This window comes from Moellerella wisconsensis ATCC 35017, from assembly GCF_001294465.1.
GTDB classification, from domain to species: Bacteria; Pseudomonadota; Gammaproteobacteria; order Enterobacterales; family Enterobacteriaceae; genus Moellerella; species Moellerella wisconsensis.
The window spans coordinates 107952-130488 of record NZ_LGAA01000007.1 but is presented as its reverse complement, the minus strand read 5'-3'; the positions used below and the strand labels follow the sequence as shown (position 1 = coordinate 130488).

20 protein-coding genes are annotated in these 22537 nt (G+C 41.3%); 5 read left to right on the top strand and 15 right to left on the bottom strand.

Features of this window, described 5'->3' with window-relative positions; genetic code table 11:
• Positions 1-355 precede the first annotated feature (355 nt).
• The 5 genes from M992_RS03760 to glnG all read left to right on the top strand — a co-directional run bounded on the left by M992_RS03760 (position 356) and on the right by glnG (position 6033).
• A complete protein-coding gene (locus M992_RS03760) occupies positions 356-997 on the top strand; it encodes a PadR family transcriptional regulator (RefSeq protein ID WP_248842481.1) in 642 nt (213 codons plus the stop codon).
• Between the two features lie 104 nt (positions 998-1101).
• On the top strand, positions 1102-1413 hold the full coding sequence (locus M992_RS03755) for a DUF2798 domain-containing protein (protein ID WP_072165914.1): 312 nt from the start codon (positions 1102-1104) through the stop codon (positions 1411-1413).
• Positions 1414-1917: 504 nt separating this feature from the next.
• Positions 1918-3327: a glutamate--ammonia ligase gene (glnA, locus tag M992_RS03750; RefSeq protein ID WP_047254645.1), complete on the top strand. Its 1410-nt coding sequence runs from the start codon at positions 1918-1920 to the stop codon at positions 3325-3327.
• Positions 3328-3526: 199 nt separating this feature from the next.
• Entirely contained in the window at positions 3527-4576 is a 1050-nt protein-coding gene (gene glnL / locus M992_RS03745; RefSeq protein WP_053907375.1) for a nitrogen regulation protein NR(II), read from the top strand.
• Between the two features lie 8 nt (positions 4577-4584).
• Positions 4585-6033 (top strand): nitrogen regulation protein NR(I), encoded by a 1449-nt coding sequence (gene glnG, locus M992_RS03740; protein ID WP_053907374.1) that lies wholly within the window; start codon positions 4585-4587, stop codon positions 6031-6033.
• A gap of 137 nt (positions 6034-6170) precedes the next feature.
• Here glnG and hemN read toward each other — a convergent pair whose 3' ends face one another.
• The 15 genes from hemN to greB form a co-directional block, all read right to left on the bottom strand.
• The gene (gene hemN, locus M992_RS03735; protein ID WP_053907373.1) at positions 6171-7544 is read right to left on the bottom strand and encodes an oxygen-independent coproporphyrinogen III oxidase; all 1374 of its coding nucleotides are present in this window, start codon (positions 7542-7544) and stop codon (positions 6171-6173) included.
• Positions 7545-7810: 266 nt separating this feature from the next.
• Positions 7811-8308 carry a Der GTPase-activating protein YihI gene (gene yihI / locus M992_RS03730; protein ID WP_047254641.1) on the bottom strand — a complete coding sequence of 166 codons (498 nt, stop codon included), beginning with the start codon at positions 8306-8308 and terminating at the stop codon, positions 7811-7813.
• 359 nt (positions 8309-8667) lie between these two features.
• Positions 8668-10002 carry an NCS2 family permease gene (locus M992_RS03725; RefSeq protein ID WP_053907372.1) on the bottom strand — a complete coding sequence of 445 codons (1335 nt, stop codon included), beginning with the start codon at positions 10000-10002 and terminating at the stop codon, positions 8668-8670.
• A gap of 279 nt (positions 10003-10281) precedes the next feature.
• The gene (locus M992_RS03720; RefSeq protein WP_053907371.1) at positions 10282-11034 is read right to left on the bottom strand and encodes an amino acid ABC transporter permease; all 753 of its coding nucleotides are present in this window, start codon (positions 11032-11034) and stop codon (positions 10282-10284) included.
• Positions 11035-11787, bottom strand: coding sequence for an amino acid ABC transporter permease (locus M992_RS03715; RefSeq protein WP_047254638.1), 753 nt, complete (start codon positions 11785-11787; stop codon positions 11035-11037).
• A gap of 87 nt (positions 11788-11874) precedes the next feature.
• A complete protein-coding gene (locus M992_RS03710) occupies positions 11875-12714 on the bottom strand; it encodes an ABC transporter substrate-binding protein (protein ID WP_047254637.1) in 840 nt (279 codons plus the stop codon).
• A 191-nt stretch (positions 12715-12905) separates the two neighbouring features.
• The gene (gene eptB / locus M992_RS03705; RefSeq protein WP_053907370.1) at positions 12906-14609 is read right to left on the bottom strand and encodes a kdo(2)-lipid A phosphoethanolamine 7''-transferase; all 1704 of its coding nucleotides are present in this window, start codon (positions 14607-14609) and stop codon (positions 12906-12908) included.
• 241 nt (positions 14610-14850) lie between these two features.
• The gene (gene phoU / locus M992_RS03700; RefSeq protein WP_053907369.1) at positions 14851-15582 is read right to left on the bottom strand and encodes a phosphate signaling complex protein PhoU; all 732 of its coding nucleotides are present in this window, start codon (positions 15580-15582) and stop codon (positions 14851-14853) included.
• A gap of 14 nt (positions 15583-15596) precedes the next feature.
• The gene (gene pstB / locus M992_RS03695; protein ID WP_047254634.1) at positions 15597-16370 is read right to left on the bottom strand and encodes a phosphate ABC transporter ATP-binding protein PstB; all 774 of its coding nucleotides are present in this window, start codon (positions 16368-16370) and stop codon (positions 15597-15599) included.
• 121 nt (positions 16371-16491) lie between these two features.
• Positions 16492-17388, bottom strand: coding sequence for a phosphate ABC transporter permease PstA (pstA, locus tag M992_RS03690; RefSeq protein WP_134473603.1), 897 nt, complete (start codon positions 17386-17388; stop codon positions 16492-16494).
• Positions 17375-18331, bottom strand: coding sequence for a phosphate ABC transporter permease PstC (pstC, locus tag M992_RS03685; RefSeq protein ID WP_053907368.1), 957 nt, complete (start codon positions 18329-18331; stop codon positions 17375-17377). Before pstC ends, pstA begins: the two co-directional genes overlap by 14 nt.
• Positions 18332-18457: 126 nt before the next feature.
• Positions 18458-19498, bottom strand: coding sequence for a phosphate ABC transporter substrate-binding protein PstS (gene pstS, locus M992_RS03680; protein WP_053907367.1), 1041 nt, complete (start codon positions 19496-19498; stop codon positions 18458-18460).
• 309 nt (positions 19499-19807) lie between these two features.
• On the bottom strand, positions 19808-21139 hold the full coding sequence (gene envZ / locus M992_RS03675) for a two-component system sensor histidine kinase EnvZ (RefSeq protein ID WP_053907366.1): 1332 nt from the start codon (positions 21137-21139) through the stop codon (positions 19808-19810).
• On the bottom strand, positions 21136-21855 hold the full coding sequence (gene ompR / locus M992_RS03670) for an osmolarity response regulator transcription factor OmpR (RefSeq protein ID WP_036948456.1): 720 nt from the start codon (positions 21853-21855) through the stop codon (positions 21136-21138). Before ompR ends, envZ begins: the two co-directional genes overlap by 4 nt.
• A gap of 130 nt (positions 21856-21985) precedes the next feature.
• Positions 21986-22471, bottom strand: a complete 486-nt coding sequence (gene greB, locus M992_RS03665; protein ID WP_053907365.1) for a transcription elongation factor GreB — start codon at positions 22469-22471, stop codon at positions 21986-21988.
• Between the last annotated feature and the right edge of the window lie 66 nt (positions 22472-22537).

Below are 22537 nucleotides of genomic sequence, written 5' to 3'. Positions count from 1 at the left end.
CTGCGTTAATATGCTGTTATTTTACACGTTATCCCGTTCAAGTGGAATAAATGTGAATTTCATCACTGAAAAAACAGTTTCTAGCTAAAAAACATAAAGTTATAAAATTTAAAAGTGCTGAGACAGAAAAATACTCATCATTCTTTAAAAAATTTACATTTTCACGGAACAATATACTACGGATCAGCATAAAAAATCGTGAAAAACAGAATAAGTTATTTAATAAATTTTAATTTCTCTCTATTTTTCACTTTTAAATGCAATTTAGATATATCTAAATTGACTAAATAGATATATCTAAATATAGTATGTGACATATTAGATATATCTAAATGTTACCTAAAGGGGAGTTATTATGCAAATCCATTCATTCCGCCACAACTATAATTGTCCACATACCGATGACCATGGACATTGTCGGCACGGCCAGAGTCATGAAAAGCATCAGGGTTGCCAAGGTGAAGGCAAACATCGCGGCAGAGGTCGAGGAAGAGGTAAAGGACTGCGTCGTTTATTTGATCACGGTGATCTGCATATCATGGTGCTGTCTCTAGTGGCTAAAAAACCAAGCTACGGTTATGAAATTATCAAACATATCGAAGAAGCATCTTCTGGTCTTTATATCCCTAGTCCCGGCGTTATTTATCCCACGTTAACGCTGTTAGAAGAACAAGGTTTTCTCGAATCAGAGATTGTAGAACGCAATCGTAAAAGTTTCCGGCTGACTGCCGAAGGCCAGCAACAACTTGATGCAAATCGTGAAACTGAACAAATTATTTTCCGTAAATTAGCCAAAGCGCGTGATTTGCAACAGGGTGGTAATTTATCCGAAGATATCGAAATGGCCGTTCATCGTTTTAAAGCGCTGTTACGCCATAAAATGGTATTAAAACAGCTAAATGAACAACAAACACAACAAATCGCAGCCATTATTAATGATGCAATTAAGCAAATTGAACAGGTCAACACCTTATTAACTGCTAGCGATAATGATTAATATCTTTAGCCACTGTGCAGCTTTTGCCGCCCGGTGGCTAGTTTTTGCCAATAAATCGCTCAAATTAGCGCATTAGTTTGATTCGAATAATAGGAAACACCTGCATGCATTCGCAAAATAAGCATTCTCAACAGAAGAAAATGCGTTTAACGCTGCCTAAATTCCATCCTCGGGCGCTATTTTTGTTAATTCCCCTCTTTCTTTCATTGATTATGTCTGGAGTTGTCTCGCTAGTGACCACGATTAAAGGACAGGGCTTCCATCCCGAGGTTATTTCACCTTGGCTTTCTGCATGGCTGATTTCCTGGCTCATTGCTTTTCCTACCGTATTGCTTGTCTTGCCTATCGCCCGTAAGACAGCGATGTTATTTATTCAGACAGAAGTCCGAGCTAAGAGCAATGGCGACATAAGCTAAAAGCTGTCATTCACTCGGGCAAACAATATTTATCTCCGTTCCATCTGAATTTTTAGCTATAGAGTTTAAGTTTAAGTTCTAAACTTTTGATTCTTAGCTCTGATTTTTAACTCTAATTCTCCGTTTTGTGGCGCGGTAATTTTGCTTATAACCCGCCCTAAAATGTAGCTCCCCCTGTAATCCACATTAAATAATTCGCATTAAAATGGTGCAATCCTTATTAAATATGCACCATTTGAGTGCGATTCTGTCCATTGTCTAGAGCTCTCTATCCTTTATTTTCAGCATTTTTGCGGCTAGTGCCTGATTATTAAACTATTAGATACAGTTGGCATGATTTTCGCTTATAGTTAATATAGAGCTATAAAGAATTAGTAATAGATGGTTAACTGTTAATAGAGCAGCATAGCAACAACATCAGACGTGAATTGAAAAAGCAAAAAACGGGAATCTAAAATAGTCCCCCAAAATTTGCCTGACCGACCCCAACCAGGAGAGCCGAGTATGTCAGCTGAACATGTTTTATCCCTAATCGAAGAGCATAAAATCAGATTTATTGATATGCGTTTTACTGATACTAAAGGTAAAGAACAGCACATCACCATCCCTGCTCATCAGGTCAACGAAGACTTCTTTGAAGAAGGTAAAATGTTCGATGGCTCCTCTATTGGTGGCTGGAAAGGCATTAATGAATCTGACATGGTTCTCATGCCGGATCCATCGACAGCTATGCTAGATCCATTCTTTGTCGATCCAACCCTGATTATTCGTTGCGATATTTTAGAGCCGGGTACTATGCAAGGCTACGATCGTGACCCGCGTTCTATCTCTAAACGAGCAGAAGATTATCTGCGCTCTAGCGGTATCGGTGATACCGTGTTAGTCGGCCCAGAACCTGAATTCTTCGTTTTTGATGATATTCGTTTCGGAAGCACCATGTCAGGCTCTTACTATCATATCGATGATATCGAAGCAGCATGGAATAGCGGGACTAAATACGAAGGCGGAAACAAAGGCCATCGTCCGGGCGTCAAAGGCGGTTACTTCCCTGTACCTCCGGTCGATTCTTCTCAAGATATGCGTTCAGCCATGTGCACCACCATGGAAGAAATGGGATTAGTGGTTGAAGCCCATCACCATGAAGTTGCGACTGCAGGTCAGAACGAAATTGCTACCCGCTTTAATACTATGACTAAAAAAGCGGATGAAACCCAAATTTATAAATATGTGGTCCACAATGTGGCACATGCTTATGGTAAAACTGCGACCTTTATGCCAAAACCGTTAGTTGGTGATAATGGTTCTGGTATGCACTGCCATATGTCAATCGCTAAAGACGGCGTAAATCTATTTGCCGGTGATAAATACGGCGGATTATCTGAAATGGCACTGTATTATATCGGCGGTATTATCAAACATGCACGTGCACTGAATGCGTTCACTAACCCGACCACTAACTCCTATAAACGTTTGGTTCCAGGTTATGAAGCACCTGTAATGTTGGCTTATTCTGCCCGTAACCGCTCCGCATCTATTCGTATTCCTGTGGTTGCGAGTACTAAAGCACGCCGTATCGAAATTCGTTTCCCAGACCCTGCTGCTAACCCATATTTAGCCTTTGCTGCGCAGCTAATGGCCGGTCTTGATGGCATTATCAATAAAATCCATCCGGGCGATGCGATGGATAAAAATCTGTATGATCTGCCTCCCGAAGAAGCCAAAGAAATCCCAACTGTGGCGAATTCATTAGAAGATGCTCTAGCTGAGCTAGATAACGATCGCGAGTTCCTGACGCGTGGTGGTGTATTTACTGATGACTCTATCGATGCTTATATCGAACTGTTACGCAGCGATATTCAGCGCGTACGTATGACACCACACCCATTAGAATTTGAAATGTACTACAGCGTATAACTTACGCCGTTCGCGCTGTTAGTTTTTTGTTGCCGTGAAACGCTTGCCCCATCAACGATGGGGCCTTTTCTTCTCGAAGACCTTTTCTGATATTTTCTGGGATCGTGGCTGTTTGACCTACACTCAAACCATAATGCACCAAAAAAGTGCAATCAATGGTAAAATTAAAAGTGTATAAATAGTGCAGGAGTCAGACCCGATGACAACCGACCAATTACCCGCTTCCGAGCATATTTTAAATTCACTAATTCACAGTGTTCTGATCCTCGATAATCAACTGATTATTCATTATGCTAATCACTCCGCACTGCAACTATTAGCCCAAAGCCCGCGTAAATTATTTGGGACACCATTGCCGGTATTATTTAGCTACTGCACGTTAGATGCTGAGCTAATGGTCAATAATTTAAAAAATGGCCATAGCTTTACCGATAATGAAGTCACCTTGGTCATCAATAATCACTTTCATGTGATGTCGCTTAGCGCCCAGCCGATTTCCGAGCAATTTATTCTGTTGGAGCTCGCACAATTAGATAGCCAACGCCGCCTAAGCCAAGAACAAGTACAAAATGCCCAACAATATGCAGCCCGAGAATTAATTCGTGGATTAGCCCATGAAATTAAAAATCCCCTCGGTGGGCTAAGAGGCGCAGCACAACTTTTAGAACGTGCACTGCCCGACCCAACATTACATGAATACACCCAAGTGATCATTGAACAGGCCGATCGCCTACGGGTATTAGTTGATAGACTTTTAGGCCCTCAATATCCCGGAAAAAAAACTCGCCAAAGTATCCACCATGTTGCTGAGAGCGTGTGTCGATTAATTTTGCTAGAAAAACCGGAAAATGTAGCGTTAATTCGCGATTATGACCCTAGTTTGCCCGAAATTGAACATTACCCAGACCAGATAGAACAAGTCTTATTGAATGTAACTCGCAATGCGTTACAAGCACTATCAGCCACTGGCGGCACTATCACCGTGCGGACTCGCACCGCTTTTCAAGTCACGTTACAAGGCGAGCGCTATCGATTAGCCGCCCGCATTGATATTGAAGATGATGGCCCGGGTATTCCGTTAGCCATTCAAGATACGTTGTTTTATCCGATGGTGAGCGGGCGAGAAGACGGGACTGGGCTTGGGCTGTCGATTGCACGTAGCTTAGTTGACCAGCACGCCGGAAAAATTGAATTTAGTAGCTGGCCGGGACACACGGCTTTTTCAATCTACTTACCGATAAAAAAATAGAGGTAACGATGCCACAGGGAAAAATTTGGATTGTTGATGATGACAGCTCTATCCGTTGGGTATTAGAACGCGCACTAGCGGCGGTAAAGATGCAATGTACCTGCTTTGATAGCGCGAGTGCAGTACTTGAGGCTTTAAAATATTCGCAGCCCGAAGTGTTACTTTCTGATATTCGGATGCCAGGAATGGATGGGCTAGAGTTACTCAATCAACTAAAGCAAAGCCATCCATTACTGCCAATTATCATTATGACCGCACATTCAGATCTCGATGCGGCGGTAAATGCCTATCAGCTGGGCGCTTTTGATTATCTGCCAAAACCCTTTGATATCGATGAAACCGTTGCTCTTATTGAACGTGCGCTGAATCATTATAAAGAACAAAACCAAACTGCACGTACCAAAGAACAGCGCCCTGCGTCGGTTTCTTCGATGATTGGTGAAGCGCCAGCCATGCAAGAAGTTTATCGCATTATTGGTCGGCTTTCTCGCTCATCCATTAGTGTGCTAATTAATGGAGAATCCGGTACAGGTAAAGAACTGGTCGCACATGCCCTGCATCAACATAGCCCTCGAGCCGATAAGCCATTTATTGCTCTCAATATGGCGGCTATTCCTAAAGATTTGATTGAGTCAGAGCTGTTTGGCCATGAAAAAGGCGCATTTACCGGAGCCTCTCAAGTACGTCAAGGGCGGTTTGAACAAGCCAATGGCGGAACTTTATTTTTGGATGAAATCGGTGATATGCCTCTCGATATTCAAACTCGATTACTGCGTGTATTAGCTGAAGGTCAATTTTACCGTATCGGCGGTTATACACCGGTGAAAGTCGATGTACGGATTGTCGCTGCCACCCATCAAAACCTTGAAAAACGGGTCACCGAAGGGCTGTTCCGCGATGATTTATTCCATCGATTAAATGTCATTCGCGTACAGCTGCCGCCTCTGCGAGAAAGAACAGAAGATATTCCTCGGTTAGCACACCACTTTTTACAGCATACTGCGAAGGAACTTGGAGTAGACACCAAACTATTGCATCCCGAAACAGAGCAAATTCTACAGCGGCTGCCATGGTCAGGAAATGTCAGACAGCTAGAGAATGTATGTCGTTGGTTAACCGTAATGGCGGCAAGCCAAGAAATTTTACCGCAAGATCTGCCAGAAGATTTAATTGAACCGCATAAAGTTTCAGTAAAATCAACAACAGCTACGGCAAAAACAGAAAATATAACTCAATCTGAAAGCGTATGGTTCGAACAACTTGCCGATTGGACAGCGCATGCTTTAGCGGAAGGAAAAGATAATTTATTGGCTGATGCCGTGCCATTGTTGGAGAGAACCATGCTGTTATGCGCCTTAGAACATACCCAAGGCCATAAGCAAGAAGCTGCACGCTTATTAGGTTGGGGGCGTAACACACTAACCCGTAAACTCAAAGAACTGGGCGTAGAACAATAATCCGCGTGGATAGCCGCAGTAAAAAGAAGAAAAATATCAATCAGGTTGCCATCTATTATATAGCCCTTTGATATATAACTTTTGAATTGCCGCCTTAATAAAAATAATATCGGCGGCAACGCAAAATGTTTGGCAGATTAAATCACCCGTGAAAATTGACGTTGGCGCATTTGATTGCGCAGATAAACATCAAAACACATACAAATATTGCGGATCAATAAACGACCTCGAGCTGTTACTTGAATACCGCTTTGTGTAATTTCAACTAGACCATCTTCTGCCATCGGGGCTAATAACTGTAAATCTTCGGCAAAATAAGTACTAAAATCGATAGAATATTGCTGTTCTATTTGGGCGTAATTCAATTGAAAATTACAAATCAGGGTTTTAATCACGTCACGGCGTAAACAATCATCGGCACTCAGCACTAAGCCACGCCATAAAGCATGCCCCTGTTGTTCAACCTGAGCATAATAGGTTTTTAAATCTTTTTGATTTTGCGCATAATTATCACCCAACATGCTGATAGCCGAGACGCCTAATCCCAATAAATCGCATTCACCCTGCGTGGTATATCCCTGAAAATTACGGTGCAATATCCCTTCGCGCTGGGCGACCGCCAACTCATCTTGTGGTCGGGCAAAATGATCCATACCAATAAATTGATATCCTTGAGCGGTCAACGTACTGATAGTTTCCTGCAAAATCTCTAATTTTTGCTCTACTGAAGGGAGATCTTCATCTTTAATTTTGCGCTGCGCCGCAAATAAGTTTGGTAAATGAGCATAATTAAAAACACTCAGGCGATCAGGTGCAAGTTCAATTACACGCTGTAAAGTAAAGGAAAAACTTTCTGGTGTCTGTTTTGGTAAACCATAAATCAAGTCAATACTCGTTGAGTTAAAGCCGGTTTCACGAGCCCGTTGGATCAACGCAAAAATAAAATCTTCATCTTGCTCGCGGTTAACCAGCTGCTGAACTTGCTTATTAAAATCTTGTACGCCCATGCTAAGACGATTAAATCCTTCAGAACGCAAATGATCAATCACGTCGAGTTCAATTTCTCGCGGATCGACTTCAATCGACATTTCAACCTCATCAGCGAAATTAAAATGTGTTTTCAATAAATTCACTAAATGGCTAATTTGTGATTTATTGAGATATGTCGGTGTGCCACCGCCCCAGTGCATTTGGGTCACAGTTCTATTTTTTAATAAACTCGCACGTTGAATAATTTCTTGCTCTAAAACCTGTAAATATTGATCTGCTTTATGGGTCTGACGAGTAACTAATTTATTACATCCGCAGAAATAACACAGCTTATGGCAAAACGGAATGTGGACATATAAAGAAAGCGCCCGTTCAGGATAACGTTGAGTTGCAGCAATAAATGCCTGCTCATCATATTGTTGATTAAATTCTAAAGCGGTCGGATAAGAGGTATATCGCGGGCCGGAATAATTATATTTTTGAATAAGGGGCAGATCCCAAACGATACTTTGCTCTGACATATCTTTTCCTACTATTAAATTTAACCGGTCGTCGGCAAGGTGTGACAAAAGTTCTACACCCTACAACTGAAGAAGACAGACCTCATGATACCATAGGTGTTTTATTATACATGGCTGCTTTATTATACATATCAATGGGTGAGCGATAGGGAAGAGAGATCAATACCGCCTAAAATAAAAAATGCCCCGGCGAAAATATTTCAGCCAAGGCATTTTTAATCTGTCACGCGTGAGCAAATGGCTCAAAGATAATTAAAATAAGAAAATTAATTCCCTTTCAATAAACGCATAATATCGTCTGGTTTTTCTTCTTCGTCTTCTTCTTCGTCAGAGAATTCAATCCCTAGCTGTGTCATCAACTCATTGATACGATCAAGTTTAGTATCAATATATTGCTGATCTTCGCGATTCACACGCTCGCCCGCTTCTATGCGCTCTAATAATGCATCTAAGCGATCATCATTTTCCAGCATCGCCAGCTCAGCTTCTGGTGAAAGGACCACTTTAGGTGCTTCAACCGCTGGTTTCAGAGTGGATTTTTTCGCTGTTGGATCAATAATTAATGGCACCGGTTTTTTACTACCTAAACGTGGATCGAGTGCCTCTTTCTGTCCATTTTTACCGTTACTGTCTTTATCATGGTAACGACTGCCAGCACTGTGCCCACGGTGTTTCTTCAGACGTTTACGCTCACGCCCTTCAGCGTTTAGCTCTGCACGGGTTTTACGGTTTTTTCCCGCTGTCTTTTTCTTAGATGAATACATAACCTGTATACCTTTGATCAAATCGGTTTTCTAGAGCGGAATCTAACAGAAAGTTTTCAACAGCGAAAGCAATCTTCTGTCTTTGATTAATTTCTCGTTAATCTCTACTCAAAATAATTCTAGGCGCAGCAAGGCGGCAAACAACGATATCGCGATATGCCTACTGGGATCAGGTGTTAAGTGACGGAGTATTCGGGTTCGCGAAGAAAAGCCGCAATATTTATCGTAAACCAACCTGCAACTTGAAGTATGCAGAGTATAAATATTTATGCGTTGAAATGATACAACTTGATAGTAAATGAGCCGCATTGACAGCCGGTTATTTTACCCGAGCTGTCAATGCCTGATGACACTAATGATTAAGCGTCAACTAAGACCATTTTTAATAGGAATAATATTGAAACTAGAATGACACAAGGGCCCAGTTCACGCCAGCGGCCAGTTCCAAGTTTCATCGCACAGTAAGCGATAAAACCTAGTGCGATACCTTCCGTAATTGAGAAGCTAAATGGCATCATCACCGCAGTGATGAATGCAGGTACGGATTCCGTTAAATCGTCCCATTTAACTCGTGTTAGGCTAGAGGTCATCAAAACACCGACATACACTAATGCCCCCGCAGTGGCATAAGCCGGCACCATACCCGCTAACGGTGAAATAAACATCGTCAATAAGAACAGAATTCCAATCACGATTGCGGTTAAGCCTGTACGCCCCCCTACAGAGACACCTGCTGTACTTTCGATATATGCTGTGACCGAAGATGTCCCGATCGCAGAGCCAGCAACCGAGCTTAAACTATCGACATACAGCGCTTCTTTCATTCTAGGGAAGGTGCCTTTTTCATTGGTCAGTCCGATTTTATCGGTTACACCAATTAATGTTCCTGAGGAGTCAAATAAATTAACTAGCATGAAAGAGAAAATAATTCCGGATAGGGCTAAATCCAAGGAGCCCATAATATCAACTTGCCCCACCACCGTTGTAATATTTGGTGGCATGGAGAAAATTCCATTATAGGTAACATCGCCTAATGCAAGGCCAATCAAGGTAGTCACAACGATAGAAATCAATACCGCGGCATGGATATTACGCGCGGCAAGGATTGCGATAATAAAAAAGCCGAGTGCACCTAGCCATACATTATGGTGTGTAAAGTTACCAATCGCGACTAAAGTATCTGGGTTCGGAACAATAATACCGGAGTTTTTCAGCCCCATCATGGCGATGAATAAACCAATACCGCTGGTAATACCCACTCGTAGACTTAAAGGAATATTGGCGATAATCCAATAACGAATACGGAATAAGGTCAAAATGAATAGACCAACTGCGCCCCAAAAAACTGCGCCCATCGCCACTTGCCAAGAGTAACCCATCGCGCCGACAACGACAAAAGCAAAAAAGGCATTCAGCCCCATTGCAGGTGCAACCGCCACAGGTAAATTAGCAAAAATACCCATTAAGATACTGCCCAGGGCAGCTATCAGACACGTTGTAACAAAGACGGCTTTAATATCCATGCCAGCCATGGATAAAATTTGTGGGTTAACAAAAACGATATAAACCATCGTCAAGAAGGTGGTAAAACCGGCAACTAGTTCTGTTCTAACCGTGGTACCGTGTTCTTGTAGCTTGAAGAAACGCTGAAATAGACACTGTTTTTTTGCAGTATCGAATTGTGAATTGCTCATGTGGTATTTGCCTAAAAAAAAGTTTTTTTCGCCCTATCCTACAATAAACAATTGGAAAAAGTTAGCGTTAAAAACCAAAAAAAGGAAACGTTTGCGTAAGTACATGAGCAAAAAAAGCTAACTTACTGATAATTGGTACAGATTATAGATAAAAACAAAATAGACTGGAACAGTGATAATCATGGTCGATTACTCGCGACAAAAGCAAAGAATCGAATGGTAAATAATATCCATAATCAAATCCACTGAGGACATTTCCTGAGTGGATGATTCAAATAATTACGAAAGTGCCAGCAATTTTTGTCGACGCCAAAATAAGAAACACTGTCTTTTACGCTTCTGCCCTATACGTTCTTTGTGCGCTAAATGAGACGTCAATAAATAAGCCAGTATTTCTAGCGTCATACACATGACAAAATAAATAAATGCGACGAATAAAAACACCTCTAATGGATAGACCATTTCTCGATTATTAACTTGGGTCGCCAAAAATGAAAGTTCAGCAACACCAACCACATACGCCAATGAAGTATCTTTAATCAACGCTATCCACTGATTAATAAATGAGGGGATCATCATTCGTAACGCTTGAGGCAACACAATATGCCATAAAACCTGCCAACGATTAAACCCAAGGGACATACCTGCCTGCCATTGCCCTTGACCTATGGCCAGAATACCGGCTTTTACGGCATGAGCTAAATAGGCTGAGGTAATTAATGCCAGCGCACAAACCACAGTTGCAATCCCTGGGATTTTGCTACCCAAGATAACAGGCAAGAGAAAATAAGCCCAAAATATCAACATAATAACCGGAATAGCGCGGAAAAAACCTAATATAGCAGCCAACAAATTCATCCAGAAGCCACGTAACATGGCCAATGCGACTCCCGCTAACGTTCCGAGAATAATCGATGCAGCTCCCGCTAATAGGCTGATCACTAACGTCAGCGCCGCACCTTCTAAAGGGCCATCAGGGAACGTACCAAACAGGAGATAACGCCAGTTTTGTTCAATAATTGAAAAATCCATCTAAATCCCCTTATTTAACATACGCTGCTGACGCCACTGGCCCCAGCCTTCCATACAAGCAATAATTACGATATACAGTACCGTTGCTAGCCCGAAAGCTGTAAATGTCTGCAATGTTTGACTTTCCACTTGGCGCGACACATAAGACAATTCAGCCACACCTATCGCCATGGTTAATGACGAGTTTTTGACAATATTCATATATTGGCCGAGCAAAGGAGGCATGGCGATTTTTACCGCTTGAGGTAAAACCACATACCGCATCGCTTGCCAGCCACTCAAACCCAAAGCGAAGGCCGCAAATTTTTGATCTCGGCGAACCCCGCGGATCCCCGCTCTTAGTTCTTCGGCAATAAAAGGCACGGAATACAGAGTTAATCCAATGAAACCGGCAAGAAATTCGTACGATGGCCATGCCAAAGTTATCGGTCCTAGCGCTATCTCATGTGGCGTATTTAACCATTCCATCGCCGAGGAAGGTAGAATTTCACCGGAGGCAAAATACCAAAAAAAGAGCTGTATCAATAACGGTGTATTACGAAAAATTGAGGTATATATCGAAACGCCCCAACGTAAACTCGCGATTGAGCTATCCTTTGCCGCCGCAACTGCAAAACCCAGTAGCGTCGATGCCACAATAGTGCAAATAGAAATCCACAGAGTGATCAAAAAACCGTAACCAAACCACTCTAAATATTGCGGCGCCAAAAAATGTTGGGATAAAAATGAGCCATTAAAAAAATACTCAAACATAGTATGCGCCTTCTATAACAGCAAGCCCCGCATCAAGAAATATGCGGGGCTTTATTAAACCTAACCAGCAAGAAGTATCTTTAGCGATTAAGATTGCGGCTGTTGTTTATCTAACGGGGCAAATTTAAAATCACCACGCGGTTGAGCCGCTTTAGTTTCAGGACCAAACCAACGGGTATAAATAACTTCAGCTTGTCCATTTTGTTCTAATTTTAATAAGGCACTATTTACCGCTTCAATCAATTGGGTTTCACCTTTGAGCCCAGCTAATGCTTGATATTCACGCGTTAAGCTAAATGGTGAAATTTCATAATCAGCTTTAATTTTTTCCGGTAAGTTTCCTAATAATCCAACTAATTTTGCATCATCCTGGGTAATTGCTTGTACATTACCGTTACGTAATGCAGCAAACGCTAACGGTGTATCGTCATAAGAAATGACTTTAGTATTTGGATAGCGCTCACGCAATGTTACTTCTTGCACTGTGCCTTTATCGGCACCAATACGCAGTGCAGCAATATCATCTGGCGTTTTTAGCACACCTTTGCGAGCAATGAATTTCTGTCCGGTGGCAAAATCAGGAATAGTAAAATCAACTTGTTTTGCTCGTTCATCGGTAATCGTGAAATTAGCACCAATTAAGTCAACTTTTCCCGAAGTTAGCAATGGAATACGATTAGCAGGATTCGTAGGGCGTAATTCTAATTTTACCCCCAGATCATCAGCAACAGCTTGAGCGATATCGATATCATAACCGGCTAATTTTTTAGTTTGAGGATCAATAAATCCAAATGGTGGATTGCTATCAAAAACAGAAATACGGATAACTCCCGCTTGTTTAATATCATCCAGTTTATCGGCTTTAGCGATACTGGTTACGAGAGCAAGCCCCGCCAGCAGCGTGGTTGTTAAAATTTTAGCATTCATTGGACACCCCTAACGGTAAGTTTAATCGAGCAACCATTGCAAGTTATCAATTATTATTTAGAACTTAAAAGACTATTAAGTAATATATTTATATTAAAATAGAATATATGAGCGATAAAAAATAGCCCATCTATGTGGGCTATTAGTCAATAAAGCAGAATAAAACTACAATTGTCTTCAGTAATGGCAGATTATTTATCGGTACCCGTATCCGAAGATAGCCCACATAAATTATTACGATTATTCATTCCACCATCAGCAGAGGTATACCCTAAGCAGCCTAAAATAGAATCATAAATTTGATGATGATAAAAAGGCCGACCTTGTTGGCTATATTTCTTTAACTGCTCAAAACGTTGCTGATTGTTTGGCGAAGCTAAATAGCTGTCCGACATCCAGACCACAAACGGCACCCGGAATTGTTCCTCTGGCGCAATTTCTCGCGGAGTCCCATGCAGTCCATGCCCTTCATTGATCGATTCGCCATGATCTGAGGTATAAAACACAATAGCTTTTTTATCTCTTAACTGATCAATTACGCCATCAATAAAATAATCGGTATACAGAATAGAGTTATCATAGGCATTAATTAATTGTTGTTTAGAACAATTATCATCAACATTTAAACACTCAGGCTGATATTGTTTAAATTCTTTTGGATAACGTTTTGAATACAAATAATGAGAACCTTTAGTATGCAAAATAATTAAATGTTTACCCTGCGGCTTATTCTCGATTGATGAGTGAACCTCATCTATCAGCAACGTATCGTCGATAGGTTTGCCGTAAGTACTATGCTTCGCGGTAATCATTTCTCTAATCAAGTAATTATCAACATCTAATTTATTGTAAAACCACACTTCACCTTGCATGGCAAATAACTCGGAAGAGAAGCCTAATTTCTTCATTACGGAAAAAATATTATTCTCTTTCATCGTACGCTGCGGATTATCTTCCACCCCGCCTTCACGCACAAACATGCAACGTAAGGATAATTTAGTCGCGGTATCGCAAGAACGACCTTTAAACGCCACTAGATTTTTTTCTTTGGATAATAAAGGGTTAGTTTGTCTCGAATATCCTAATAACCCCATATGGTCCCATCTTGCTGTTTCCCCAATAATAAATACGACATAAGCATCGTTGTTGTCAGCGTCTGGGGTATAAGTAAATTTCTGGCTAGGATCAAAAATTTCATTTTCATTAAATTTATCATCGTACTGAGTAATCGCGTATTGAACTAACGGAATAATCCAGTTCGTCGGTAAATAAGCGTAACTCAAGCTGCCGCTATAACTTGATAAATCGATATTCATTTGCGCTTCATGTTTTTTCTGTTGCTGATCCATGAGTTTTAAATATGAATATACGCTAACAGCAATCACCGCTAATAATAGAATACTTTTTACGCAGGCTTTTCGATTATTTTTTAGCTGAGACAATAGAGTATTATTATTCGGTGAGCACCAAATTAGTAACAGCGGGATAGCCGATAACCCAATCACCCAATAAATAAAACTATTACCCACGACTTCTTTTGATAAATCAATATCTGTGGTTAATACAGAAATAAGAATGCCATAACCGATAACCACATCGAAAAAGGTGATGTAATAACTGGCGCACACACTAGCAATAACTACGATAGAAGCACAAATTTTAAAGAAAATTGCACCGCCAAGAGATAACACTCTAAAAAAGAAAAAAGAAAAAGCCACATTAACAATTGCTTCGCCTGCCAATGTGAAATAACTAACCCCTGTACCGTGGGATATTTGAGTGTCAAAACGACCTTGGTAAACATCTAAATTGAGGAGTAGGCCTATGAAAATAGATAAAATAACGGCAAGGGTGGTTTGATTTTTCGGGATATAACGTAACAAAAAACTGCGCATATTTTATATTCAGAATAAGTGATAGCAATGATGTATTACAGACATCTATAATTTTATTAGGTTCATTCTGTGATTTAATCTGGCGGAAGATAAAAATAGCAAAAAGAACTTTTTTTAACCAACAGTAAGGTTTTATACGCTCTTTTTCGATAAAGCCACTGCTAAGAAGGGGTAAATAGCCGAGGGAGAAATAGTCTCCCTCGCTAAGTTATTTTTTCTCAGGATATTGGTTATCGATACCTTAATTGGCAGATTTATCTACAGTTTTAGTCAGCATTTTCTCTACGGTATCGCCGCCCATATGACGGAAATCCTGACCTTTTGCATAATAGAAGATAAATTCGCAAATATTTTGGCAACGGTCGCCGATTCGTTCAATCGATCGAGCACAAAATAGCGCGGTTAATACACTCGGAATAGTACGCGGATCTTCCATCATATAAGTCATTAATTGACGAACAATTCCGTCATATTCTTGATCAACTTTTTCATCTTCACGATAAATTCGTACTGCTTCATCGACATCCATACGAGCAAAAGCATCAAGTACATCATGCAGCATCTGCACAGTATGACGACCGAGCGACTCTAAGCTCACCAGCAAAGATTGATGTTGATGCGAAAATTTTTCTAACGCCGTTTTACAAATTTTATCGGCAACATCACCAATTCGTTCTAATTCGGAAATAGTCTTGGAAATTGCCATAATTAGCCGCAGATCGCTGGCCGTTGGCTGGCGTTTGGCGATAATTTTAACGCAAGCCTCATCAATGGCGACTTCCATCATATTCACTTGCTGATCATTAGCGATAACTTCGCGTGCCAATGCTTCGTCTTGATTATGCATCGCCGTAATTGCTTTGGTCAGTTGTTCTTCGACCAATCCACCCATTGCCATCAGCTCAGTGTGAATATGTTCTAGCTCAGCGTTAAACTGACCAGAAATATGTTTATTATGATTCAAAGTGTCCATGCTATTGCTCCGTATCAACCATAACGGCCAGTAATATAATCTTCAGTCTGCTTCATCGCTGGCGTAGTAAACATGGTATCAGTTTCGTTAAACTCCACCAGCTCGCCTAAATACATGAAAGCAGTATAGTCCGAGCAACGAGCCGCTTGCTGCATATTGTGCGTTACAATTACGACGGTATATTCAGATTTCAGTTCGCTAATAAGTTCTTCAATACGCCCAGTTGAGATAGGATCAAGTGCTGAACAAGGTTCATCGAGCAGTAAAACGTCAGGACGGATAGCAATTCCACGTGCGATACATAAGCGCTGTTGCTGGCCTCCCGATAAACTATAACCACTTTGGTGTAGTTTATCTTTGGTTTCGTTCCACAATGCCGCTTTGGTCAACGCCCACTGTACACGCTGATCCATATCAGCACGCGACAGTTTTTCAAATAAACGGACACCAAAGGCAATATTGTCATAGATTGACATCGGGAATGGCGTTGGTTTTTGGAATACCATACCGACTTTAGCGCGCAATAAGGCAATATCTTGTTTATCTGTCAGGATATTCTGCCCATCGAGTAAAATTTCACCTTCAGCGCGCTGCTCACCATATAATTCATACATTTTATTGAAGGTTCGTAGCAACGTTGATTTACCACACCCTGAAGGGCCGATAAATGCGGTAACTTTGTTCTTGGCAATATCCAGCGAAATATTTTTCAGCGCATGGAATTTTCCATAATAAAAATTCAAGTCACGTACCAAAATTTTACTTTCTGTATTCTCGTTGGCTGTCATTATCATTACTGCTCTCTCTCTAAATTCGTAATTTGGGCCCGGCAATTCGCGCTATTCTCGGTAAGATTTATGATTTAATTAACCTTATATCTCAATAATATAAGTTGGCAGTTCTCACCGCTTAATACTTACTTTTAGCAAATAGCACACGCGCGATAATATTGATTAATAGAACACACAGGGTGATTAGCAGGACACCAGCCCAAGCCAATTGCTGCCATTCGGAGAATGGACTCATCGCAAATTTAAAGATAGTTACTGGCAGGTTAGCAATCGGCTCACTCATGTCAGTACTCCAGAACTGGTTCGACAGTGAAGTAAACAGTAGCGGAGCAGTTTCCCCGGCGATACGGGCAATCGCCAACAAAATCCCGGTAATAATCCCGGATACCGACGCTTTCAGCGTAATGGATAAAATCATTTTCCATTTTGGAGTTCCCAGCGCATATGCTGCTTCTCGTAGACTGTCAGGCACCAGTTTTAGCATGTTTTCTGTGGTACGAATAACGATTGGAATTTGCAGTAAGGCTAAGGCCATCACGCCAGCCCAGCCAGAGAAGTGCTGTACTTGTGCAACCACCAAAGTATAAACAAATAATCCCACCACAATCGATGGCGCAGACAACAAAATGTCATTGATAAAGCGCGTCACGGAAGCTAACCATGAACTACGGCCATATTCAGCGAGATAAATCCCAGCTAAAATACCCAGCGGAGTACCGCACACGGTAGACCAAAAAATCAATAACCCACTACCCATAATGGCATTTGCTAAGCCACCACCCTCAGTATTGGGTGGCGGTGTCATTTCAGTGAATAAATTCAATGACATGCCATCGATGCCTTTACTAACGGTAGAAAATAAAATCCATACTAACCAAAATAATCCAAACGCCATAGCTAACATTGAAATCACTAGCGCTAAGCGATTTTTTTGTCGACGCCATGCCTGACGACGTGCACGTTCCTGATAATTAATCTGACTCGGTTGTGTCTGTGACATATCAGCGGCCCTCATTCTTAGCCAAGCGCATCACCATCAATTTAGAGAGTGCGAGGACAATAAAGGTTATCACAAATAAAATTAGCCCTAATTCCATCAATGCAGAGGTATGTAAGCCGCTCTCTGCTTCAGCAAATTCATTGGCTAATGCCGAAGTGATACTGTTCCCCGGCATAAATAACGATACGCTATCTAGCTGATAAGTATTTCCGATCACAAAGGTCACCGCCATCGTTTCACCTAAGGCACGGCCTAAACCTAACATCACACCGCCAATCACTCCATTGCGGGTAAATGGCAACACGATATTCCAAATCACTTCCCACGTAGTACAGCCAATCCCATACGCTGACTCTTTCATCATCACGGGGGTTTGTTCAAAAACATCACGCATAACGGAGGCGATATAAGGAATAATCATTATCGCAAGGATAACGCCAGCCGCCAGAATACCGATACCAAATGCAGGGCCTGAAAATAACTCGCCCACAATAGGAATACTCGACATAATCTCGCCTACGGGCTCTTGAAAATACTCCGCAAATAATGGCGCAAAAACAAATAACCCCCACATACCGTAAACAATACTGGGGATAGCCGCGAGCAACTCAATCGCTATACCTAATGGTCTTTTAAGCCAATTAGGGGCCAACTCAGTCAAAAAAAAGGCGATCCCAAAACTGACAGGAACCGCAATAATTAACGCAATAATCGAGGTGACGATGGTGCCATAAATCGGGACTAATGCGCCAAATTGTTCCGCCGGAGCATCCCACTCTTTAGTCCATAAAAAAGCAAAACCAAACTTTTGAATACTGGGCCATGAAGCAACAATTAGCGAAATAATGATGCCGCCTAGCATCAATAAAGTGATTAGCGCAGCCAGCCGGACTAACGCATGGAAAATCACATCCCCTCTTTTACTTGGGGCTTTAAATGCCGGAGTTTTTTCGGCCATTGATTCGTTCTCATTTAAGTGGCTCTGTGCATCAACTAACAAAGAGCCCAACAACTTTACAGGAGGATAATCTTCATCCTAAACATTCGCCTCCCATCTTCCAACCCTAACAATAGTTAATTATTCTCAGAATAACGGATTACCTTGGCTATCTTTGATATTGCTGTTCCACGCTGCACGAACCGCAGTAATTACTTCGGGTGGCAAGGTCGCATAATCTAATGCTTCGGCTTGTTTTCCGCCTTTTTCGTAAGCCCAATTAAAGAACTCAAGAACGGCTTTGCCTTTCTCCGCATTATCTTGTTTAGTCGGGACTAAAATGAAGGTTGTCGAGGCAATTGGCCACGCATTTTCACCGGCACGATTAGTTAAATCTTGCGCAAATGATTTCGACCAATCGACCTCTTTGGCTGCGGCACTAAAGCTTTCACCGGTCGGTGAAACCACATGACCATCAGCTGAGACTAATTTGGTGTAGGCTAAATTATTCTGTTTAGCATAAGCGTATTCAACATAACCTATCGAACCCGGCAAACGCTGAACAAAAGCAGCAACGCCATCATTACCTTTACCGGCGACACTTTGTGGCCAGTTAACGGTTGAACCCGCGCCTACTTTTTGTTGCCAATCTGGACTCACTTTCGCTAAGTAGCTAGTAAAGACAAAGGTTGTTCCTGAACCATCGGCACGACGAACAACCGCTATATTCTGTGCGGGCAGAGTCACACCTGGATTCAGCTTAGAAATCGCTGGGTCATTCCATTTTTTGATTTTGCCCAGATAAATATCACCGAGCGTTTTGCCATCTAACGTCAAATCGCCGGATTGAATGCCTTTAACATTTACCGCTAAAACTACGCCGCCAATAATTGTTGGAAATTGAAATAAACCGTCTTGTGCTAGTTTTTCATCTTTCAATGGGGCATCAGTGGCACCAAAATCAACGGTTTTTGCATTAATTTGTTTAACACCACCAGAAGAACCAATCCCCTGATAGTTAACTTGATTACCGGTCTCTTTATGATAAGAATCAGCCCATTTTGCATAAACCGGGGCTGGGAATGTCGCGCCTGCACCCGTTAAGCTGGTAGCGGCAAAAGAAGACATCGCTGTCAGAGAAAGTGTCGCTGCCATAACGCTGGCCAGAGTAGTACGCATCATTTTCATAATTGCTCCTGATGGAATGCAAATAAACAATTTAATCATCAATTGTTGAGTGATAAGCCACACTAAGGAAAATAGGACAATTTGGTTACAGCAACATGTCTTATTTATGACAGTTTTATGACAATAGAAGAGAATTCAAATAAAGTAACCGCAAAGAAAGTTAATCTATGAGAAAAAATCATTGATTTATAAGGAGATAAAATAGGAATGGCTATTTTTTCGGTGGATAAAAGTAAACAAAAATACGGTCATAAAAACGCATCAAAATATTATAAATAACCAAAATTAGCCTGTTGAACGCTGCAATAATTAATCTTCAGGCTCTGTTAACGGTAAAACTGCCCGAATTGATAACCCTCCACGCTCACTTTTAGCTATTTCAATATGACCTTCATGCGCATCTAGAATACGGCGAATAATTGCCAAGCCCAAGCCAGTTCCTTTATTGCTACGCGCTTTTTCGCCCTGCACAAATGGCTGAAAGAGGCGCTGAATATCGTCTTCTTTGATCCCTACACCGTCATCATCAACTTGAAACCATGCAATTTCATCATTTTTACCACTACTAACTTTAATCCAACCATTACCATAACGATAAGCATTAACTATCATATTAGTTACTGCGCGCCGGATAGCTAATGGGTTAGCATTAACAGTAATCGCTCCTGGCATTAATGCAGCTTCGATACCGCCAGCGATACCGCTTTCAGAATCAATGGCTTCCATCAGAATGGCATTCATATCACAGAATTCCATATTCATTTCTTGGCCAGTACGCAAATAATCCATAAATTGACCAATAATGGCATCGCACTCTTCAATATCTTTATTGATTGATTCGGCTAAATAACCGTCTTCTTGCCCCATCATTTCTGTCGCTAAACGAATACGGGTTAATGGTGTGCGTAAATCGTGGCTTACCCCTGCCATCAAAATGGTTCTATCATTATCTAAGGTTTTAATACCCGCTGTCATTTGATTAAATGAACGGATAGCTGCTCGCACTTCAACAGCCCCCTCCTCCTTCATTGCCGGCAGCATAATCCCTTTACCTATCTGATTAGCATGATATTCCAATGCTAACAAAGGTCGATTTTGATAACGAATATATAACCAAACGCCGGCAAAAATAGTCAAAAATATAGCAATAGTATAGCGAAAAACCTGTGAAAATTGATTTTGGCCAATTTCGGTCAATGGAACCCTAACCCAAACATCTGGAGCTAAATAAGAGGTTAACCATAAAATCGGGTATTCACGCCCAATCTCAAGGCGAACATCTGCATGCCCTCCCAGATAATGGGTCATTTGATCACTTAAAAAAGTATAATGCTTAGCCCAATTCAGCCCTTCGTCCATTGCAGCCGAATGTGCATAAAACGTAATTCCTAATTCATTATAGATTTTCTTGCGTAAAGCAGGAGAGACTCTCACCGTTGTGCCATCTTTAAGTACCATTTTTTCGGCCATTAACGTGCGTACTTCGTAAGCCAATACCTTATTAAATTGTTGTAAGCTCGGCATAACAACAAAATTTAGTACCACCAAATAGCTGGTCGCAAGGCTAGCAAACAATAACGCCACAATTAAAAATAGTGAACGTGAAAAGGTACTTCGGCGTGAGAATCTCAACCGCTTCATGCTTTACTGCCATCCGGAACAAAGACATACCCCAAACCCCAAACCGTTTGGATATATCGAGGATGAGCAGGATCTTCTTCAATCATACGACGTAAGCGTGAAATTTGAACGTCAATGGAACGTTCCATTGCACTGTATTCACGGCCGCGCGCTAGACTCATTAATTTATCACGAGATAACGGCTCACGCGGATAAGAAACTAATACCTTCAGTACAGCGAATTCACCGCTGGTTAATGGCATATTTTCTTCGCCTTGGAACATCTCACGCGTGCCTAAATTAAGCTTAAATTTACCAAAAGTAATCACCGCATCATCCTGAGAAGGCGCCCCCGGAAGTTCATTTGCTTGACGGCGCAATACTGCACGGATCCTGGCTAATAATTCACGCGGATTAAACGGTTTTGGAATGTAATCATCAGCACCGATTTCTAGCCCAACGATACGATCAACTTCTTCACCTTTGGCTGTCACCATAATAATTGGAATCGGATTATTTTGACTTCTTAGCCGGCGACAAATAGATAAACCATCTTCACCCGGCAACATTAAATCGAGGACGATTAAATGAATAGATTCTCGGGTTAAGATCCGGTCCATTTGCTCAGCATTTGCCGCACTTCTAACCTGAAACCCTTGCTCAGTTAAATAACGCTCAAGCAATGCTCGCAGACGCATATCATCATCAACAACAAGAACCTTATAACTTTCTTGCATTTTTTAGTCCTTAATATGTACTAATTGTGTGTAATCTAACATTTAAGATAAGAATAAACCAAATGTATGTAATTATCCTATTAATTAATCATGCGATATAAACGCTTTATATCAGCGTATTAACGGCTAATTACTCTTCAAATGATTTATAGCTAATGGCTAAGATACTGTAAGTAGCAAGCCCGCCAGGCGTGCTTACACTGACCTCATCATCAACTTGTTTACCAATTAATGCCCTTGCAACCGGCGAATCAATTGAAATCCACTGTTTAGCGGGTTCGAATTCATCCGGCCCAACTAAACGATAAATTTTAATGGTTTCATCTTCCGCTTCTAATTTAACCCAAGCACCAAAGAATACTTTTCCTTCTTGTCGTGGATCTGGCTCAACAATTTTAAGTTGCTCTAATCGTTTAGATAAAAAACGCACTCGGCGATCAATTTCTCTTAAGCGTTTTTTTCCGTAAATATATTCAGCATTTTCAGAACGATCGCCCATTGCCGCAGCGTCTGAAACAGCCTGCGTGACACGGGGTCTCTCTTCCTTCCAGAGATACTTTAATTCTCTATCGAGGGCATCCCAGCCCTGACGTGTAATATAGTGACTTTTTGCCATAATCTCTTAGTGATAAATATTCCATTCAATAACTATATATGAAATAAAAAAAACAAGAATCAGATG

Bases quoted from the DNA above. Each gene is read 5' to 3' on its own strand.
- M992_RS03760 (WP_248842481.1), top strand. From the start codon at position 356: ATGCAAATCCATTCATTCCGCCACAACTATAATTGTCCACATACCGAT.
- M992_RS03755 (WP_072165914.1), top strand. From the start codon at position 1,102: ATGCATTCGCAAAATAAGCATTCTCAACAGAAGAAAATGCGTTTAACG.
- glnA (WP_047254645.1), top strand. From the start codon at position 1,918: ATGTCAGCTGAACATGTTTTATCCCTAATCGAAGAGCATAAAATCAGA.
- glnL (WP_053907375.1), top strand. From the start codon at position 3,527: ATGACAACCGACCAATTACCCGCTTCCGAGCATATTTTAAATTCACTA.
- glnG (WP_053907374.1), top strand. From the start codon at position 4,585: ATGCCACAGGGAAAAATTTGGATTGTTGATGATGACAGCTCTATCCGT.
- hemN (WP_053907373.1), bottom strand. From the start codon at position 7,544: ATGTCAGAGCAAAGTATCGTTTGGGATCTGCCCCTTATTCAAAAATAT.
- yihI (WP_047254641.1), bottom strand. From the start codon at position 8,308: ATGTATTCATCTAAGAAAAAGACAGCGGGAAAAAACCGTAAAACCCGT.
- M992_RS03725 (WP_053907372.1), bottom strand. From the start codon at position 10,002: ATGAGCAATTCACAATTCGATACTGCAAAAAAACAGTGTCTATTTCAG.
- M992_RS03720 (WP_053907371.1), bottom strand. From the start codon at position 11,034: ATGGATTTTTCAATTATTGAACAAAACTGGCGTTATCTCCTGTTTGGT.
- M992_RS03715 (WP_047254638.1), bottom strand. From the start codon at position 11,787: ATGTTTGAGTATTTTTTTAATGGCTCATTTTTATCCCAACATTTTTTG.
- M992_RS03710 (WP_047254637.1), bottom strand. From the start codon at position 12,714: ATGAATGCTAAAATTTTAACAACCACGCTGCTGGCGGGGCTTGCTCTC.
- eptB (WP_053907370.1), bottom strand. From the start codon at position 14,609: ATGCGCAGTTTTTTGTTACGTTATATCCCGAAAAATCAAACCACCCTT.
- phoU (WP_053907369.1), bottom strand. From the start codon at position 15,582: ATGGACACTTTGAATCATAATAAACATATTTCTGGTCAGTTTAACGCT.
- pstB (WP_047254634.1), bottom strand. From the start codon at position 16,370: ATGACAGCCAACGAGAATACAGAAAGTAAAATTTTGGTACGTGACTTG.
- pstA (WP_134473603.1), bottom strand. From the start codon at position 17,388: ATGAGGGCCGCTGATATGTCACAGACACAACCGAGTCAGATTAATTAT.
- pstC (WP_053907368.1), bottom strand. From the start codon at position 18,331: ATGGCCGAAAAAACTCCGGCATTTAAAGCCCCAAGTAAAAGAGGGGAT.
- pstS (WP_053907367.1), bottom strand. From the start codon at position 19,498: ATGAAAATGATGCGTACTACTCTGGCCAGCGTTATGGCAGCGACACTT.
- envZ (WP_053907366.1), bottom strand. From the start codon at position 21,139: ATGAAGCGGTTGAGATTCTCACGCCGAAGTACCTTTTCACGTTCACTA.
- ompR (WP_036948456.1), bottom strand. From the start codon at position 21,855: ATGCAAGAAAGTTATAAGGTTCTTGTTGTTGATGATGATATGCGTCTG.
- greB (WP_053907365.1), bottom strand. From the start codon at position 22,471: ATGGCAAAAAGTCACTATATTACACGTCAGGGCTGGGATGCCCTCGAT.